The sequence below is a fragment of the Microcella sp. genome, from assembly GCF_046296455.1.
In the GTDB taxonomy this organism is placed as follows: domain Bacteria; phylum Actinomycetota; class Actinomycetes; order Actinomycetales; family Microbacteriaceae; genus Microcella.
This window is the reverse complement of record NZ_JBKBLF010000009.1, coordinates 49,021-66,132: the sequence shown is the minus strand read 5'-3', so window position 1 is coordinate 66,132 and position 17,112 is coordinate 49,021. Positions and strand designations below refer to the sequence as shown.

Annotated in this window: 18 protein-coding genes, 2 tRNA genes and 1 riboswitch; of the genes, 13 read left to right on the top strand and 7 right to left on the bottom strand. The window is 73.0% G+C overall.

Annotated elements, in window-relative coordinates; translation table 11 throughout:
- Nucleotides 1-53 precede the first annotated feature (53 nt).
- Nucleotides 54-126: transfer RNA gene (locus tag ACK4HH_RS06570), tRNA-Arg, on the bottom strand.
- A 51-nt stretch (nt 127-177) separates the two neighbouring features.
- On the opposite strand from ACK4HH_RS06570, the gene ACK4HH_RS06565 reads away from it, so the two are divergent.
- Complete coding sequence (locus ACK4HH_RS06565) at nt 178-1,392, top strand: PLP-dependent transferase (protein WP_409649785.1); 1,215 nt, start codon at nt 178-180, stop codon at nt 1,390-1,392.
- A 41-nt stretch (nt 1,393-1,433) separates the two neighbouring features.
- Complete coding sequence (locus ACK4HH_RS06560; RefSeq protein ID WP_409649783.1) at nt 1,434-2,873, top strand: rhodanese-like domain-containing protein; 1,440 nt, start codon at nt 1,434-1,436, stop codon at nt 2,871-2,873.
- On the opposite strand, the gene ACK4HH_RS06555 is transcribed toward ACK4HH_RS06560, so the two are convergent.
- On the bottom strand, nt 2,870-3,133 hold the full coding sequence (locus ACK4HH_RS06555) for a glutaredoxin family protein (protein ID WP_409649781.1): 264 nt from the start codon (nt 3,131-3,133) through the stop codon (nt 2,870-2,872). The genes ACK4HH_RS06560 and ACK4HH_RS06555 overlap by 4 nt on opposite strands.
- 57 nt (nt 3,134-3,190) lie before the next feature.
- On the opposite strand from ACK4HH_RS06555, the gene orn reads away from it, so the two are divergent.
- The 7 genes from orn to ACK4HH_RS06520 all read left to right on the top strand — a co-directional run bounded on the left by orn (nt 3,191) and on the right by ACK4HH_RS06520 (nt 6,922).
- Nucleotides 3,191-3,811: an oligoribonuclease gene (gene orn / locus ACK4HH_RS06550; protein ID WP_409649779.1), complete on the top strand. Its 621-nt coding sequence runs from the start codon at nt 3,191-3,193 to the stop codon at nt 3,809-3,811.
- Between the two features lie 38 nt (nt 3,812-3,849).
- Nucleotides 3,850-3,925 (top strand) — tRNA-His (locus ACK4HH_RS06545).
- Between the two features lie 88 nt (nt 3,926-4,013).
- Entirely contained in the window at nt 4,014-4,424 is a 411-nt protein-coding gene (locus ACK4HH_RS06540) for a hypothetical protein (RefSeq protein ID WP_409649777.1), read from the top strand.
- Between the two features lie 59 nt (nt 4,425-4,483).
- Nucleotides 4,484-4,804, top strand: a complete 321-nt coding sequence (gene clpS, locus ACK4HH_RS06535; protein WP_409649774.1) for an ATP-dependent Clp protease adapter ClpS — start codon at nt 4,484-4,486, stop codon at nt 4,802-4,804.
- An 8-nt stretch (nt 4,805-4,812) separates the two neighbouring features.
- Complete coding sequence (locus tag ACK4HH_RS06530) at nt 4,813-5,337, top strand: DUF2017 family protein (RefSeq protein ID WP_409649772.1); 525 nt, start codon at nt 4,813-4,815, stop codon at nt 5,335-5,337.
- Entirely contained in the window at nt 5,334-5,711 is a 378-nt protein-coding gene (locus ACK4HH_RS06525) for a metallopeptidase family protein (protein WP_409649770.1), read from the top strand. Before ACK4HH_RS06530 ends, ACK4HH_RS06525 begins: the two co-directional genes overlap by 4 nt.
- Nucleotides 5,708-6,922 carry a hypothetical protein gene (locus ACK4HH_RS06520; RefSeq protein WP_409649768.1) on the top strand — a complete coding sequence of 405 codons (1,215 nt, stop codon included), beginning with the start codon at nt 5,708-5,710 and terminating at the stop codon, nt 6,920-6,922. Before ACK4HH_RS06525 ends, ACK4HH_RS06520 begins: the two co-directional genes overlap by 4 nt.
- Here the strand turns inward: ACK4HH_RS06520 and ACK4HH_RS06515 are convergent.
- Genes ACK4HH_RS06515 through ACK4HH_RS06505 form a run of 3 tightly spaced genes read right to left on the bottom strand, consistent with a single transcriptional unit; the run spans nt 6,900 to nt 10,349 of the window.
- Nucleotides 6,900-7,424 (bottom strand): ATP-binding protein, encoded by a 525-nt coding sequence (locus tag ACK4HH_RS06515; protein ID WP_409649765.1) that lies wholly within the window; start codon nt 7,422-7,424, stop codon nt 6,900-6,902. The two genes, ACK4HH_RS06520 and ACK4HH_RS06515, sit on opposite strands and share 23 nt — an antisense overlap.
- Nucleotides 7,411-9,693, bottom strand: a complete 2,283-nt coding sequence (locus tag ACK4HH_RS06510; RefSeq protein ID WP_409649762.1) for an ATP-binding cassette domain-containing protein — start codon at nt 9,691-9,693, stop codon at nt 7,411-7,413. The genes ACK4HH_RS06515 and ACK4HH_RS06510 overlap by 14 nt, the downstream gene beginning before the upstream one ends.
- Nucleotides 9,690-10,349 carry an ECF transporter S component gene (locus ACK4HH_RS06505; protein ID WP_409649759.1) on the bottom strand — a complete coding sequence of 220 codons (660 nt, stop codon included), beginning with the start codon at nt 10,347-10,349 and terminating at the stop codon, nt 9,690-9,692. The genes ACK4HH_RS06510 and ACK4HH_RS06505 overlap by 4 nt, the downstream gene beginning before the upstream one ends.
- Before the next feature lie 59 nt (nt 10,350-10,408).
- Nucleotides 10,409-10,519, bottom strand: a riboswitch (TPP riboswitch).
- A 31-nt stretch (nt 10,520-10,550) separates the two neighbouring features.
- On the opposite strand from ACK4HH_RS06505, the gene ACK4HH_RS06500 reads away from it, so the two are divergent.
- Genes ACK4HH_RS06500 through ACK4HH_RS06490 form a run of 3 tightly spaced genes read left to right on the top strand, consistent with a single transcriptional unit; the run spans nt 10,551 to nt 13,506 of the window.
- Nucleotides 10,551-11,405, top strand: coding sequence for a TerC family protein (locus tag ACK4HH_RS06500; protein WP_409649757.1), 855 nt, complete (start codon nt 10,551-10,553; stop codon nt 11,403-11,405).
- Nucleotides 11,402-12,856, top strand: coding sequence for a GAF domain-containing protein (locus ACK4HH_RS06495; RefSeq protein ID WP_409649754.1), 1,455 nt, complete (start codon nt 11,402-11,404; stop codon nt 12,854-12,856). Before ACK4HH_RS06500 ends, ACK4HH_RS06495 begins: the two co-directional genes overlap by 4 nt.
- Nucleotides 12,853-13,506: a response regulator gene (locus tag ACK4HH_RS06490; RefSeq protein WP_409649751.1), complete on the top strand. Its 654-nt coding sequence runs from the start codon at nt 12,853-12,855 to the stop codon at nt 13,504-13,506. Before ACK4HH_RS06495 ends, ACK4HH_RS06490 begins: the two co-directional genes overlap by 4 nt.
- 10 nt (nt 13,507-13,516) lie before the next feature.
- Here ACK4HH_RS06490 and ACK4HH_RS06485 read toward each other — a convergent pair whose 3' ends face one another.
- Complete coding sequence (locus ACK4HH_RS06485; protein ID WP_409649748.1) at nt 13,517-14,353, bottom strand: glycosyltransferase; 837 nt, start codon at nt 14,351-14,353, stop codon at nt 13,517-13,519.
- Nucleotides 14,350-15,537 (bottom strand): GNAT family N-acetyltransferase, encoded by a 1,188-nt coding sequence (locus tag ACK4HH_RS06480; protein ID WP_409649746.1) that lies wholly within the window; start codon nt 15,535-15,537, stop codon nt 14,350-14,352. Before ACK4HH_RS06480 ends, ACK4HH_RS06485 begins: the two co-directional genes overlap by 4 nt.
- Nucleotides 15,538-15,639: 102 nt before the next feature.
- Between ACK4HH_RS06480 and ACK4HH_RS06475 the strand changes: the two genes are divergently transcribed.
- Nucleotides 15,640-17,106, top strand: a complete 1,467-nt coding sequence (locus ACK4HH_RS06475) for a dihydrolipoyl dehydrogenase family protein (RefSeq protein WP_409649743.1) — start codon at nt 15,640-15,642, stop codon at nt 17,104-17,106.
- The last annotated feature ends 6 nt before the right edge of the window (nt 17,107-17,112 follow it).

Below are 17,112 nucleotides of genomic sequence, written 5' to 3'. Positions count from 1 at the left end.
CCGCGGAAGCGGACGCTGCGCCGCAGGAGCGGCGGCGCAGCCAATAAACACAGCGCCCCCGGCAGGAATCGAACCTGCGGCCAAGAGATTAGAAGGCTCCTGCTCTATCCGCTGAGCTACGGGGGCTCGCCCTCCAGGCTACCGGAGGGCCTCGGCGCGGCCCGATAGCGTCGTGGCATGAGCCGGTACACCGTGAGCGACGCTCTGGCCGTCGTGCAGAGCAGGGCGGCGTTGGCCGCCGCGATTCCGTCGGGGCCGGGCGAGCACGGTTTTGCGCTCGTCTCGGGCATGCAGCCGTCGTCGGCGCACCACTTTCTCGACTCGGCGTCGCTCGCCGCGTACCACGCCGCCAAGCTCGACTCGGTGCGCTACGCGCGCGATGCCTCGACGAACACGGTCGAGCTCGAGCGCATCATCGAGCAGCTGCACCCCGGGTTCCGGGCCTTCGCGTTCAGTTCGGGCATGAGCGCGATCGCGACGGTGCTCGACGCCGTGCGGGCGGGCCTGCACCGGCTGCGGCTGCCCGACGAGGTCTACCGCAAGACGGTCGCGCTCGGGCAGCAGCTCGCGGCGACGTCGCCGGTCGAGGTCGAGACCTACCCGACCGCCGCGGTCGCTCCGCCGCTCTCGGGGCAGCCCGTCGACGGCGAGCTGTGGTTCGTCGAGGCGCCCAGCAACCCGCACCTGCGCGTCACCGATCTGCGCGGGGTCGATCGCGGGCCGCAGCGCACGGGCGTCGTGGTGCTCGACGCGACGCTCGCCGGTCTCGGCGATCTGCCGCCGGCCCTGCTCGAGATCGTCGACGTGATCGTGTACTCGTGCACGAAGTACATCGGCGGCCACAACGATGTCATCGGCGGTCTCGCCCTGGTTCGGGATGCCCTGCGCGCGCCGCTCTGGGAGGCCCGTTCGCGCCTCGGCACGATCATGCCGCCGCACGACGCCCACCTCGTGGTGCGCAGCCTGCGCACCTTCGACGCGCGGCTGGATCGGCAGGAGGTGGGCGCCCGCCACGTGCTGCGCCACCTCGCGCAGCGGGCCGACGAGGGGCTCGTGGCGAGCATCCACTACCCCGGCGAGTTCGCGAACGCGCACGAGGCCGACGCGGTCGCCTTCGCGCTCGGCGGCCCTCGCGGCTCGCTCGTGTCGTTCGTGCCGACCCGGTCGCGCGAGGAGCTGGCCGAGCGCATCGACACCCTGCGCACGGCACGCATGGCGCCGTCGTTCGGATCCGTCGACTCGCTCGTCGAGATTCCGTCGTACATGAGCCACGCGGCCGCGAGCCTCGACGACCTCGCGGCGATGGGGCTCGAGCCGAACCTCGTGCGGTTCTCGGTCGGAGCGGAGAACCCTGCCCTGCTGACGGAGGACATCGACCGGCTGCTTTGTTAGGTTCGATGCGTCGGGGCGCCCACCACCCCGCAGGAGGCCTGATGCTCGACACCACCGTCACCGCGACCGAGCTCGCGCCCGGCATCGTGCTGCACACGATCGAGACGCCGAGCATCGGCAACCGCTCGTACCTGCTCGAGCAGGAGGGCTGGGCGGTAGCGATCGATGTGGAGCGCGACGTGCAGCGCTTCGCCGACATCGTCGAGCAGCGCGGGCTGCACCTCGGCGCGGTCGCCGAGACGCACCTGCACAACGACTACCTCAGCGGCGGCTGGGCGCTCACGCGCCGGGCAGGGGGCGAATACCTCGTGCCGTCGGGGCCCGCGTATTCGATGCCCGCGCGTGCGACGCGCGACAGCGAGACGGTCGAGGCGGGTCCGATCCGCCTGCTCGTGCTCGAGACGCCGGGCCACACCGACGCGCACCAGACCCTCGTCGTGCTGGATGCGCGCGGTGAGCCCGTGGGCGCGTTCACGGGCGGCTCGTGGCTGATCGGCGGTGCTGGGCGCACCGACCTGATGGGCGAGCAGAACATCGTGCCGCTCACGCGCTCGCAGTACCGCTCGATCCGGCGCCTGGGCGGCGAGCTGCCCGACGCCACGCGGGTGCTGCCGACCCACGGTTTCGGCAGCTCGTGCCTCGCGGGCCCGCTCGAGGTGAGCACGGGCGACACGGTCGGCGATCAGAAGGCCTCGAGCATGGTGTTCCGCGTGAGCGAGGATGAGTACCTCGAGGCGTTCGTGCACGGCTCGGGCCCGATCCCGCCCTACTACCCCTCGATGGCGCCGCGCAACGTGCACGGCCCCGAGGCCTGGCACCCGCCGAGCGCGCCGCAGCTCGCGCCCGACGAGGCCGCGTCGACCGCGACGACGGGCGCCACCATCATCGACGTGCGGCCGTGGAGCGCGTTCGAGCGCGGCCACCTGCCGGGCAGCGTCGCGATGCCCGCGACGGGCGCCGTCGCGCGCTGGGCCGGCTGGCAGCTGCCGGTCGGCACGCCCTACGTGCTCGTCGCCGACTCCCCCGACGTCGCGCAGGGCGCTCATCGCGACCTGGCCCGCATCGGCTTCGACGAGCTTCGCGGCGTCGTCATCGCCGACGAGATCGAGGCCGAGAGCGTCGCGAGCGAACCGTTCGCCGCGCTCGCGCAGCGGCAGCAGCGCGGCGACGCCCCCGTCGTGCTCGATGTGCGCGCCGACGACGAGTGGCGCCTGGGGCACGTGGTCGGCGCCGTGCACCGACCGGCGCAGACCATCGATGCCGCCGAGAACGTGGCCGACGAGCCCGTGTGGGTGTACTGCGCGAGCGGCTACCGGGCGGGGCTCGTCGGCTCGCTGCTGGCGCGCCACGGCGGTGCCGTCACCGTGATCGCCGAGGCGGTGGATGCTGCGCCCGCGTCGGGCGTCGACTGGTGCTTCGCGGCCGACTGCCCCGACGATCGCTGCACGGCTGCGGCGTCGGTGCCAGCCCCCGCCCGCTAGGGCAGGGCCTGTGCGAGCGCGGTCAGCAGGCGCGGCAGCGTCGGTACGCCCTCCGCGCGCAGCAACTCGGCCCCGTCGGTGCCGTAGATGATCGTCGTGGGCGTGCTCGCGATGCCGAGCTCGGCGGCCCGCGACTGGTGCGCCGCGACATCCCGTTCATCGACCTGCAGGGCCGGCACGAGCCGCTGCGCCTCGGCGACGACCTCGCGCGCGCGATGGCACGGGTCGCAGAAGGCAGAGGTGAAGAGCTCGAGGCGCATGGCTTCAGGGTACGCGGGCGACCGAGCCCGGTCGGCCCGCGCCGGTAGACTGCCCCGGTGAGTTCAACGACCGACCGTCTCGTCTGGATCGACTGCGAGATGACGGGGCTCGATCTGGCGGTCGACGACCTCATCGAAGTGGCGGTCGTCATCACCGACTACGAGCTCGAGCCCGTGCATCCCGGATTCAGCATCGTCATCGCGCCCACCGAGGCGGGCCTCGCGAACATGGGCGAGTTCGTGCGCGAGATGCACGCCACGAGCGGTCTGCTCGACGAGCTCGAGGCGGGCGTGCCGCTCGCCAATGCCGAGCAGCAGGTGCTGGCGTACATCACCGAGCACGTTCCGACCGCCGGGCAGGCGCCGCTCGCCGGCAACACGATCGGCACCGACCGGGCCTTCATCGCGCGGTCGATGCCGAGCGTCGATGCGCACCTGCACTACCGATCGGTCGACGTCTCGAGCATCAAAGAGCTCGTGCGCCGCTGGTTTCCGCGCGTGTACTTCAACGCCCCCGCGAAGAACGGCGGCCACCGCGCCCTCGCCGACATTCTCGAGTCGATCCGCGAGCTCGAGTACTACCGCCGCGCCGGCTTCGTGGCCGAGCCCGGGCCGAGCTCCGACGAGGCGCAGGCGGCCGCCGCCGACGTCGTGCAGAAGTGGGCGCCCCGGCTGTAATAGACTGTCGTGTCGGCCGTCGCGAGACGGTCAGCATGGTGGGTATAGCTCAGCTGGCAGAGCGCCTGGTTGTGGTCCAGGAGGTCGCGGGTTCAAGCCCCGTTACTCACCCCAAGTTCTCATCTGTCGCGCTCGAGAGCGCCGTCGCGTCTAGAGTGATCCTCACCCGCGCTGCCGTTGCGGGACCGATGAGGAGTACGCCATGACCGATGCCCTGATGGCGGGCCTCGCGCTCGATTCGTTCGTGCCGCTCGACCCCGGCAACCCGGTCGACCTCGTGCCGGGCGGCGGGGCGTTCGTGGGTCTCTTCGTGCTGCTGTTCTTCGCGGTCATCGGCTTCGGAATCTGGCGCATGACGGTGGTCAACTCGGCCTCGAAGCAGCTCGGGCTCACCGACGAGCAGCGCCTGCTCGCCGTGACCGACGAGCAGGCCGGCGCGGCGATCGTCACCGGGGCGATCATCTCTGACGCGATCGCCGGCCGCCCCGCAGCCGACGGCGTGGTGCCCGATCTTGCGACGCGGCTCGCATCGCTGCAGTCGGCCCTCGAGCAGGGCCTCATCTCGCAGGACGAGTTCACGAGCACGCGGCAGCGCATGCTCGACGAGGCCTGAGGCGCCCCGCGCCGGTCGACCTGCCAGCGTCCTCCCGGTCAACGCGCGACAATGGGGGCATGACCTCGATCGCTCCGACCCGTGCGCGCACCGATGGCGCGACGCGCGAGCAGGTGATCGAGCGCCCGCTGCACGCCGCCGAGGTGCCGTGGACGATCGTGGTGTGGAACGACCCCGTCAACCTCATGAGCTACGTCTCGTGGGTGTTCCGCCGGCATTTCGGGGTGGATGCCCCGACCGCCGAGCAGCTGATGATGCAGGTGCACACCGAGGGTCGAGCGACGCTCGCCCACGGCAACCGCGAGCACATGGAGCGCCACGCCGAGGCCATGCACGAGTACGGCCTGTGGGCTACGGTCGAACGGGCGCCGGGCTCATGAGGATCACCGTGCCCACCGACGACGCCGCCCTCGTGGGTGTCGTGCTCGTCGAGCCCGACGAAGCACGCATCCTCGTCTCGCTCGCCGATCAGCTGCAGGCGCTGCTCGCCGAGGCGCTCGAGTCACCCATCGACGACGACTCGGCCGTGCGGCGCGTGCTGCCCGATGCCTACCGGCACGACGCCGAGCTCGCCGACGAGTGGCGGCGGTTGAGCCGCCGAGGGCTCGTCGACCGCAAGATCGGCTTCGCCCGCACCCTCGCGACCGCGCTGGCCCCCGTCGCCGACGAGGGCGTCGCGCGGTCGGTGCCCCTGACGATGGATGCCGCCCTCGACTGGGTGCGCGGCATCGGCGACCTGCGCCTCGTCATCGCCGACCGCATGGGCATCATCGTCGACGGCGACGAGGGCGCCTTCGGCGAACCCGGCCTGCGCGACGTCTACGACTGGCTCGCCTGGATGCAAGACGGCCTCGTGCAGCTGCTCGAGGCGCGCGAAGCGGATGCCGCGCCCGCCGGTGGCGGTGCATCGTGACCGACGACCGCGCATCCACCGGGCTCGATCTCGACCCGGAGGCCTTCGAGGCCCTCGTGATCGACGAGCTCGACGAGCTGCCCGACGAGATGGTCGAGGGGCTCGAGAACGTGATCTTCGTCACCGAGGATCGCCCCGCCGACGGGTCGCTCGACCTGCTCGGGCTCTACGAGGGAACGGCGCTCACCGACCGCGGCCAGTACGGCTTCGGCGAGCTGCCCGACCGCATCATCCTCTATCGCGAGCCGCTGCTCGCCGCCGCCGAGGGCGACCTCGAGGCGCTGCGCGACGAGATCCACGTGACGCTCGTGCACGAGATCGCGCACTACTACGGAATCGACGACGACGAGCTGCACCGGCTGGGGTGGGCGTGAGCGGGGCGCGGCGGGTGCGGCGCCTGCTCAGCGGGCTCGTGGCGCTCGCGGTCGTGCTCGGCGTGGTCTACGGCGCCGCCGCCCTGCTCAGCCCCGTGCCGCGGCTGCACGTCGAGCAGACGCTCTCGTCGGCCGTCGACGGAGCGTGGAGCGAGACGCTGACACTGCCCGCCGACGGCTCGACGGCGCTCATCGCGGCGAGCGGCTCGACCGTGACCGCGGGCAGCGACGAGCCCCGGCCGATCGCGGGCGTGGCCAAGGTCGTGCTCGCCCACCTCGTGCTCGACGCCGAACCGCTCGCACCGGGAAGCCCGGGCGCGGCGATCACGATCGACCAGCGGCACATCGAGCGGTACCGCGAGCTCGACGCCGCGGGGGCGCGCACGGTCGAGGTGCGGTTCGGCCAGACCTGGACGCGCCGCGACCTGCTCGCCGCCACCCTCATCGGCTCGGGCAACAACACGGCCGAGCTGCTCGTCGACGAGGTGTTCGGCGGCCTCGAGGCATACCGCACCGCCGCGCGCGCGTGGCTCGACGACGCCGGGCTGACGGGCACGACGGTCGTCGACGGCACGGGGCTCGACCCCGGGTCGCTGTCGACGGCGAGCGAGATCGCGCAGCTCGGCCGCCTCGCGCTCGAGAACCCCGTGCTCGCCGAGCTGCTCGACGGGCGACCGCGCACCACTCAGGGCGGTGCGGCGTTCGCCGACGAGGCCGGCTTCCTGACCGGCCTCGGCACGATCGGCCTCGCGCGCACCTACACCGACGCGGCTGGCGTCTGCGTGCTGCTCGCGATCGAGGCCGGCGACGAGACGATCGTCATCGCGAGCCTCGGTCAGCCCGGCTACCCCGCGGCCGAGGCCGCGATGACGACCCTCATCGAGAGCGTGCGGGCGAGCGTGCAGCCCGTCGAGGTCGTCGCCGCCGGAGAGGTCGTCGCGATCGCCCGCTCGGCCTGGGGGCAAGAGACCGAGCTCGTTGCGACCGAGGCCGTCACGGTGAGCTCAACCGAGCTCGACGGGCTGGGCGTGCGCCTCGAGGCCGCCTCGCGATCGACCATCGTGCGCGGCGCCGATGCGGGCAGCCTCGTCGTCGAGGCGGGCGGCGTCGAGCAGGTCGTGCGCCTCGAGTCGACGAGCGCCATCACCGAACCCGGCATCGCCTGGCGCTTCGCCGACCCGATCACGGTCATCGGCCGCTGGGCGGGCTGAGCGGCTCGACGATCTCGTCGGCCGTCTCACGGGGCGCGTGCCGCGCGGCATGCACCTGCTCCTGCACCGCCCAGCGATCCCAGTTGCGGGCGAAAGACTCGCCGTCGCGCGCGATCGCGCGACGGCGCCGCTCGGCGTCGTCGGCCAGCTCGACCCACACTGCGTGGTGGGCGAGCGCGCGGGCGGCGGGGCTGATGGCACCGCATCCCTCGATGATCAAGTCGCACGCGGGGTCGAGCTCGTGCCACGAGCCGGGGCGGTCGTCGACCCAGTTGTACGACCGCCAGCGCGGCGGGCGGCCCTCGGCGAGCGCGCGCAGCACGTGCTCGAGCACGTGGGCCTCGCCGGCCTCGAGGCCGTCCCACCCCGGGTAGACATCGTCGAGGCTCAGCAGCTGTGCCCCCGTGCGCGCCGCCAGCGCCGCCGCGTAGGTCGTCTTGCCCGCACCCGACCGTCCGTCGATGAGGGTGATGCGCGGCGCCGCCGCCTCAGCCGATGACACTCGTGAACTCCCCCGTCAGCACCGCCGCCGCCACGGCGACGACCGAGATCGCGATGCCGATGACGACGACCGCGGTGTCGGATGCGCGCCACGGCGACGGTCGAACCCACGTGCGCGGGCCGGGGGCGCCGACGCCGCGCGCCTCCATGCCGATCGCGAGCGCCGAGCCGCGCCGGATCGACAGCACGAGCAGCGCGAACACGAGGCCCAGTGCGCGCCGCACCCGGCCGCGGTCTCCGATGCCCCGAGCGCGTCGCGCCCGTTCGAGCAGCCGCGCGTCGTCGCGCAGCACGGTCAGCAGGCGCAGCGCGGCGACGCCGCCCAGCACGAAGCGACTGGGCAGGCGGAGGTTCTGGCCGAGGGCATCCCCCAGCCGCGTCGCATCGGGCCGGGCGAACAGGGCGATCGCGGGGATGCCGATGGCGAGGATGCGCAGCAGCGTCGCGAGGGCGAGCTCGAGCGAGCCGTCGCTGATGCGCACGAGCAGGAACTCGGCGTAGACGGTGCCCGACTCTCGGCCGTAGAGCACGACCGTGGCGGCGGCCAGGGGGGCCGCGATGAGCACGGGGGCGGTGCGGCGCAGCAGGGTGCCGAGCGGGATGCCCAGCAGCGGCAGGAGCAGCAACTGCAGCGTGAGGGCGATCGCGGCCGAGACGACGTCGAGCGTCGTGACGAGCAGCAGGGCCGGCACGAGCGATGCCGCAATGGCCGCGACCGGGTTGATCCGCTCACCGAGCGGCGCCCGGCCGGTTCGCTCATGCGGGCTCACCGGTGTGGAACCGGGCGTGTCGGGTCGCTCAACGGGCGTGTCGCCGTCGTCGGCCCGGTCGGCGGGTCGCTCGATCGGTGTCGCAGCAGGGAGCGCGACCTCGCGCGCGCCGAGCGCCGCCACGAGCTCGCGATCGTGCGTGGCCATGACGACGGCTCCTCCGGCATCGCGGTGCGCCGCGAGCAGAGCGGCGAGCTCGGCCCACGTGCGGGCGTCTTGCCCGAAGCTCGGCTCGTCGAGCAGCAGCACGGCGGGCGCCGAGGCGAGCGCGGTCGCGACCGAGAGCCGGCGCTGCTCGCCCCCGCTCAGGGCGAAGGGGCTCGCGCTCGCGAGGTGCCGCAGGCGCAGCCGATCGAGCAGCGCGTCGACGCGCGCACTGTCGACGCGAGCATCGTCGACCCCGCCGAGCGCGAGCTCGTCGCGCACGGTCGCGGTCACGAACTGGTGCTCGGGGTTCTGGAACACGACGCCGAACCGCGCGGCCAGCTCGCGCGAGCTCCACTCGCGGGGCGCGCCCGCCCCGAGCGCGTCGATCGTGCCGGCCGCGGGGTGCAGCAGCCCCGCGAGCGTCAGCAGCAGCGTGCTCTTGCCGGCGCCGTTGGGGCCCGTGAGCGCCACGACCTCTCCCGCTCGCACGACCAGATCGAGGCCCAGGACGATCGGCTCGCCGCCGGCCGGCCGCACGGCGAGGCCCGTCGCGCGCAGCAGCTCGTCGCCCGGTGCTGCGGTCGGGGCTGCCGGATGCTCGGGCCCGCGCCCGGGAACCCACACGCCCCCCTGCGCGAGCCGCGACCCCTGCTCGCCGAGCACGTCGGCGACGGGTCCGTCGGCCACGACCCGCCCGGCCTCGAGAACGACGACGCGGTCGACGAGGGGCGCCCACACGTCGACGCGGTGCTCGACGACGACGAGCGTGAGACCGTGCTCGTCGACGAGCGCGGCGACGGCCGCGGCGGCCTCGCGCACGCCCTCCGGGTCGAGCTGCGCCGTGGGTTCGTCGAGCAGCAGCGCGGCGGGCCGCATGGCGAGCACGCCCGCGAGCGCGAGGCGCTGCTGCTGCCCGCCCGAGAGCCGTCGGGTGTCGGCGTCGGCGAGCGCCGCGAGGCCGACGGCCTCGAGGGCGCGCGGCACCCCGGCCAGGATCTCGTCGACGGGCTCGCCGAGGTTCTCGGGCCCGAAGGCGACGTCGTCGCGGGCGCGCGCGAGCACGAGCTGGGCATCCGGATCCTGCAGCAGCAGGCCGACCCGTCCGCGTCGCGCACCGGCCTCACCGTCGTCGACCGTCAGCTGCCCCTGCCGCTCGCCCTCGTCGGCCCCACCGAGCACGCCGGCCCACGCCTGCAGCAGGGTCGACTTGCCGCTGCCCGAGGCGCCGAGCAGCAGCACGCGCTCGCCCGGTGCGATCGACAGCTCGAGGTCGGCCAGCACGGGGTCGGTGCGCCCGGCCGGGGTCCAGCTCCAGCCGTGCGCTCCGAGCGCCGCCGCCGTCGCGGTCGTCACGCCTCGGATCGTGCCTCCTCGGTCGCGACCGGCGCCGCCGGAACCGGAGTCGCACCCTCCCGACCGGCGGCGAAGCGCGAGAGGGCTCCCGTGCGCGCGAGCCCGCGCACGAGCACCCAGCTGCCGAAGCCCGCGATGACGGCGCCCGAGACGATCGCGCTCGCCGCGTAGACGAGCATGAACTCGGGGCGCGTTCCGGCGTAGTAGAACGTCAGATCCATGATCGACATGCCCACCCCGGCCCCCATGCCCGCGAGGATGGCGGGCAGCAGCCCCCAGGCGCGGTACAGCAGCACGGCGAAGACGAGCTCGGCGCCGAGGCCCTGCACGAGGCCCCAGGCGATCGCGGTCCAGCCCCACACGCCGCCGAGCAGGGCCGAGACCGAGGCTGCGACGAGCTCGCCGTAGAGCGCAGCGCCGGGCTTGCGCACGACGAGGCCCACGAGCACCGCGGGAAACAGCCAGACGGCGTACAGCAGTGCCTGCAGGCCCGGCAGCGCGACCTCGAGCGGCGCGGTGACGGGCGAGTAGACGAGGTTCCAGAGCGTCATGACGAGGCCGCCGGCGACGCCGAGCACGCTCGCGACGACGATATCGACGACGCGCCACTGCGGCGAGAAACGGGGGCGGGTGGGGGATGCTGCGGTCGTGACCATGAGAATCGTGCCTTTCGCTCTGCGCGGGCACGACCGTCGTGCCCGCAGATCGGGTTGGCACGGGTGCGAGAAGTCCTCCCTGCGCCGGCATGATCCGGATCAGGTTCGACGGTCGAAGCGTGAGTGCGCTTCCTCTCAGCCCGGTTCACCGGACTCCCGTGTACGAGGGAAAGTGTATGCCGGTTCACCTAGGATCGCGGCATGGAATTCGCCTTCTCTCCCGAGCTGCTGATCGCCTTCGCAACGCTGCTCGTGCTCGAGATCATCCTCGGCATCGACAACGTCATCTTCATCTCGATCCTCGCGGCGAAGCTCCCGCCCGAGCAGCAGAACAAGGCGCGGGTGCTGGGCCTCTCGCTCGCGATGATCATGCGCATCCTGCTGCTGTTCGCGGCCAGCTGGATCATCAGCCTCACCAACGACCTGTTCGAGCTCTTCGGCATGGGCTTCTCGGGGCGCGACCTCATCCTCATCCTCGGCGGGCTCTTCCTCGTCTACAAGGCCGTCGTCGAGATCCACGAGAAGCTCGAGGGCGCCGAGGGCCACCAGCAGTCCACGGGCAAGTCCGTGACGTTCGCGGGCATCATCGTGCAGATCCTGCTCATCGACATCGTCTTCTCGCTCGACTCGGTCATCACCGCCGTCGGCATGGTCGACGAGCTGTGGATCATGATCGCCGCCGTCGTCATCGCCATCACCCTCATGCTCTTCACGGCCAAGGCCATCAGCGACTTCGTCAACCGCCACCCCACGGTCAAGATGCTCGCCCTCGCGTTCCTCGTGCTCATCGGCACGACGCTCATCGCCGAGGGCTTCGACGTCAAGATCGACAAGGCCCTCATCTACGGCCCCATCGCCTTCGCGATCATCGTCGAGGTGCTCAACCTCGTGTACCGCGGTCGTCAGGCGAAGCGCCGCAACGAGAGCGTCGAGCCCGTCGAGCTGCGGCCCTTCCTCGTCAAAGACGAGGCGCCGGAGGATGTCACGCCCGTGCACCTGGGTGGCACCCGCCGCCCGGCACCCGACGGCCAGAATCAGCCCGACGGCGCTCCGTGACCCCCGGCGGCGGGTCGGTCGACGCGCTCGTCGAGCGCATCATGCAGCGCGCCGCCGGACTCGATGAGGGCTACCGGCGCGTCGGGCTGCTGATCTCGGCCGCCGAAGCGGTGACCGAGAGCCTCGACCTCACGACGCGCCTGCAGCGCATCGTGGGCGTGGCGCGCGAGCTCGTGGGCGCCCGGTACGGCGCGCTCGGCGTGCTCTCGCCCGACGGCGGGCTCGAGCGGTTTCTGCACGCGGGGTTCACCGACGAGCAGGTGCAGCGGCTCGGTCCCCCGCCGAGCGGCCGCGGCATTCTCGGGGCCGTCATCACCGAGGGCCGCAGCATCCGGCTCGAGCACCTCTCGCACGATCCGCGCTCGGTGGGCTTCCCAGCGCACCACCCGCCCATGGACTCCTTCCTCGGCGTGCCGATCCACGTCGATGGCACCGTGTTCGGCAACCTCTACCTGACCGAGCACAGCGAGGGGCCGTTCGACGACATCGACGAGGGCATCATCGCCGCTCTCGCCGCGATGGCGGGCACCGCGATCGCGAACTCGCGCCTCTACGAGCAGTCTCAGGATGACCGCCGCTGGCTCGCCGCCTCTGAGCGCCTCACCCAGCGCCTGCTGTCGGGCGAGGTCGGCCCCGACGACCTCGAGGCGATCACTCTCGCCGTGCGGGAGCTGACGGCAGACCCCGACACGGTCGTGACCGAGACCGCCGACGGCGGCATCGTCATCGCGCCGCCGACGACGGGGCACCCGCAGACCGAGGCGCAGCGCGAGACCGTGGCGCGGTTCGGCCGGTCGGTCGCGATCGCCCGCGAGCTCGCCCGCGCGCGCCTCGACGAGCAGCGGGTCGCGCTCACCGACGAGCGCGACCGCATCGCGCGCGACCTGCACGACCACGTCATCCAGAGCCTGTTCGCCGTCGGCCTCTCGCTGCAGAGCGTCGTCGGCGACCCCTCGAACCCCACGGGCGCGCGCATCGCCGCGCAGGTCGACGCGATCGACTCGACCATCCGGCAGATCCGCCAGGCGATCTTCCGCCTCTCGGCCCCGCCGAGCGCGGGCACCTACAGCCTGCGCGCGCGCATCAACCAGCTCGTGCGCGAGACCCTCGAGGGCGAGTCGCTCGACTCGCGTCTCGAGTTCAGCGGGCCCGTCGACACGCTCGTCGACCTCGGGCTCGGCGACGAGGTCGCGGCGGTCGTGCGCGAGGCGCTCTCGAACGCGGTGCGCCACGCACAGGCCGGGCTCATCGAGGTGAGCGTCGCCGTGCGGGGGGCGCTCGTTGTCGTGACGGTGCGCGACGACGGAATCGGCATGCCGCCCTCGGGGCGTCGCAGCGGTCTCGCCAACCTGGCAGCGCGTGCGCACGAGCGGGGCGGCTCGTTCACCATCGAGCCCGCGGATGCGCACGGCACAGAGGTGCGATGGAGCGTACCCTGGGAGGCACGATGACCCGGCCAGTCCACGTATTCCTGCTCGACGATCACGAGATCGTGCGTCGCGGCATCGCCGACCTGCTCGAGCACGAAGAGGGAATCTCGGTCGTCGGCGAAGCGGGGCTCGCCACGGGTGCCGCGGGCGCGATCCTGGGCTCGAGCGCGACCGTGGCAGTGCTTGACGGCCGCCTGCCCGACGGCAGCGGCATCGACGTGTGCCGCGATATCAAGTCGGCGCGGCCCGAGGTCGGTTGCCTCATCCTGACCTCGTACGACGACGACGAGGCCGTGCTCGCCGCCGTGCTCGCGGGGGCGAACGGCTACCTGCTCAAAGAGGTGCGCGCCACGAGCCTCGTCGATGCGATCCGCCGCGTCTCGGCGGGCGAGACGCTGCTCGACCCCGCCCTGGCCGAGGGGGTCATGGGCCGAATCGCGGCCGCGCATCCCGCATCGCCGCTCGACGCGCTCACGCCGCGCGAGACCGAGATCCTCGCCCTCATCGCCGAGGGCCTCTCGAACCGTGAGATCGGCAGCACGCTGTTCCTCGCCGAGAAGACGGTCAAGAACTACGTCAGCGGCATTCTGGCCAAGCTCGGCATGCAGCGGCGCACGCAAGCGGCGGTGCTCGCGACCGAGTGGATGCCGAAGGGCGCCGGCCGCCGCTAGGCCCGGGCGCTCAATCGCCCGCGGCGTCGGCCCGCCGCGATGCGAGCTCTTGGTGCCCCCACCGCAGGCCCTTCGCGATCGGGTACACCGCGAGAAACACCCAGGCGGGCGCCCGCAGCGCGCGATTGCGCACGTCGTGGTGGGTGTAGGTGCGGTCGAAGCGGCCGACGTACGAGACGTAGTCGCGCGGGCTGTCGTCGACCCGCCGCGCCGACATGCCGGTGACCATCGTCGGCACGTAGACGGCCGTGAGCCCCGCATCGTAGAGGTGCACCGAGATGTCGATGTCTTCGTGAAAGAGGTCGTCTTCGTCACGGCACACCTCGTCGCGGATGGCCTGCCACGCCGTCGCCCGCAGCGCCATGTTGCTGCCGAACACGAAGTGGTACTCACGGGCGAGGCGCAGCATCGCACGCCGCAGGGTGTCGTCGGCGCGCAGGCCGAAGCGGCGCAGCGGCATGTCGTAGTACAGCACCGGGCCCGTTGCGGCGGCCACGCTCGGGTCGACGAAGGCCTTCTGCACCTCGGCGACCCACGTCGGCTCCAGCACCGAGTCGGCGTCGATGCGGCCGATGACCTCGCCCGTCGCGCTGTCGAGCCCGAGGTTGCGCGTCGGCACGAGCCCCTGCTCGTCGAACTGTCGCAGCAACCGCAGCGGAGCATCCGGGTTCGCCGCCTGCAGCTCGGCGACGATCTCGGCGGTGCGGTCGGTCGAGCGGTTGTCGACCACGATGACCTCGTGGGCGGGCACGGTCTGCGTGAGCGCGGCGGTGACGCACGAGCGGATCGTCTGCTCTTCGTTGTAGGCCGGCACGACGATCGAGACCGTCGGCAGCGCCCCGGTCACGATCGCACCCCGACGGGCTCGCCCGGCACCGTGTCGACGGCGGCGGCGAGCAGCGAGACCGTGACCGCGCCGCCCTTCGTGGCCTGGGTGCCGACGGGGCGGAACCCGAGCCGCTCGTGGAAGGCGAGGCTTCCGGGGTTCGGCGGGTCGAGATTGACCTCGCACGTCACCTCGCGGCGGCCGTGCGACCGCGCCTCGGCGAACACCGCGTCGTAGAGCAGAACCCCGAGGCCGCGACCGCGCTCGCTCTCGGCGATCACGATGCGGTCGACGTAGAGGTGGTCGACCCCGCGCGCCTCGAAGTAGGCGTAGTTCTCGCTCTCGTACGCGGCTCCGGGGCTCATCGCGATCACGAAGCCGACGAGCCGGCCGTCGCGCTCGAGCCCGAGGGCGAGCTCGGCGAGGCCGATGAGGCGCGCGAGCTGCGGGGCGGGGGTGATCGGCACGGCGGGCGCCGCCGCATCGTTGAGAGCGACGAGCTCGTCGGCGTCGGCCACCGTGAGCGGGCGCAGCGAGACGCCGTCGGGAAGAGGACGGGCGGAGCGGTCGTGCATGGGGAGGACTCCTGTTCTGACCTGGATGTGGCCGCCGCGCAGCGAGCGGCCGCGCACGTGCTCAGCGGTGCGCTCGAGCGCCGTCCACGGTCGGGCCTCGAGGTCGGCCCCGCCGAACCCGGCGAACGCGCGCGCGAGCGGCGCGATCACCCGGGCGGCGCCGGAGGGTTCTTGCATGTCGACGATCGCGACGCGCGCCCCCGGCCGGGCCGCGGTCATCGCGCGCCGCCAGGCCTCGGCGGGGTCGGCCATGATCGAGAGGGTGTAGGTGGCGAGCACCACGTCGGCGAGGCCGCCGAGCTCGGCGACGACGCGACGGGGGTCGAGCGCGACCGCATCGGTGCTGAGCAGGCGCACGGTATCGAGCCCCCGCCGTTCGGCCCGCCGGCGCGCCACCTCGAGCATCGACGCGCTGAGATCGACGCCGAGGATGCGCCCCTCGGGGGCGACCGCCGCGTGCAGCAGCGGATGGTTGAGGCCTGTGCCGCAGCCGAGGTCGAGCACGCGCTCGCCCGGACGCGGATCGAGCAGCCGGATCGCCTCGGTGCGCCCGACGCGGTAGACCGGCCACTCGGCCGAGAGCAGGTCGTAGAGCCGCGCCCCCGAGCGGTATCGCTCGCGTGACCCCATGACCCTTCCCCTCGTCGTCGAGTGCTGTTCGTCGTCGTCAGTGCTCGTACGACCCGGTACCCGGTCCAGGGTAACAAGCCGCGGCGGCGATACGCTCGGCCCATGACCACCGCCTCTGCGCCCGCCCTCGATGTCGACCTGCTCGTGATCGGGGGCGGCACGGCCGGGCTCGTCGCCGCGAAGACCGCCGCACGCTTCGGCACGAGCACCCTGCTCGTCGAGGCGCACCGCATGGGCGGCGACTGCCTGTGGACGGGGTGCGTGCCGTCGAAGTCGCTCATCGCCGCCGCCGACACCGCCGCTCGCGCCCGCAACGGCGGCCGGCTGGGCATCGAGACCGACGCCGTGCGCGTCGACTTCGCGGCCGTCATGCGGCACGTGCACGCGGCGATCCACGAGATCGAGCCCGCCGACTCGGCCGAAGTGGTCGAAGCAACAGGTGCTCGCGTCATCATGGGCCGGGCGCGATTCACGGGGCCGCGCAGCGCCGAGGTCGAGCCCCTCGACGGCAGCGGCGCGCGCCTCGTGCGCTTTCGCCAGGCGATCATCGCCACGGGCTCGGCGCCCGAGGTGCCCGCGCTGCCCGGCATCGACGGCATCGCGGTGCTCACGAGCGACGAAGTGTGGGATCTCGACGAGCAGCCCGAGCGGCTCGCCGTGCTCGGCGCGGGCGCGATCGGCTCGGAGCTCAGCCAGGCCTTCGCCCGCCTCGGCTCTCGAGTGACGCTCGTGCAGCGCAACGCGCGCGTGCTGCCCAAGGAGGATCCCGACGCCTCGGCCCTCGTCGCCGCGGCCATGGCCCACGACGGCATCGATGTGCGGGTGTCGACGACGGTCGAGCGGGTCGAGGCCGGGGCCGATGGCCGCGCGGGCATCCTGCACCTCTCCGACGGCGCGGCCGTGCCGTTCGACCGCCTGCTCGTGGCGCTCGGCCGCACCCCCCGCATCGCCGGGCTCGGCCTCGAGGCGGCGGGGGTGCGCCTCGACGAACGCGGCTACGTCGCCGTCGACGCCGCGCTGCGCTCGAGCAACCCGCGCATCTGGTCGGCGGGCGACGTCAGCGGGCTGCCCCAGTTCACCCACATCGCGGGCGTCAACGGCAGCCTCGCGGCCACGAACGCGGCGCTCGGGCTGCGGCGACGGGTGGATGCTGATGCCGTGCCGCGCGTCACCTTCACGCACCCCGAGGTCGCGGCCGTGGGGCTCGCGCCCGCCGAGGCCGCGGCGGCGGGCTGCACGGTGCGCGAGGTGCGCCACGAGCACACCGACCGCGCGATCGCCGAGGGCGAGACGGCGGGCTTCACGCGCCTCGTCGTCGACGCGAAGGGCCGCGTGCGCGGCGCGGTCATCGTCGGGCCCCGCGCGGGCGAGACGATCGGCGAGGCCGCGCTCGCCGTGCGCCAGGGCATCACGACGAGCGCGATCGCGAGCACGACGCACCCCTACCCGACCTACAGCGACGCCCTCTGGAACGCCGCGATCGCCGATGTGCGGGTGCGGCTCGAGCGCGGCGCAGTCGCGCGCGCCATCGCGGTGCTCGCGCGCTGGCGGCGATTCACCACGCGGTAGACGGGC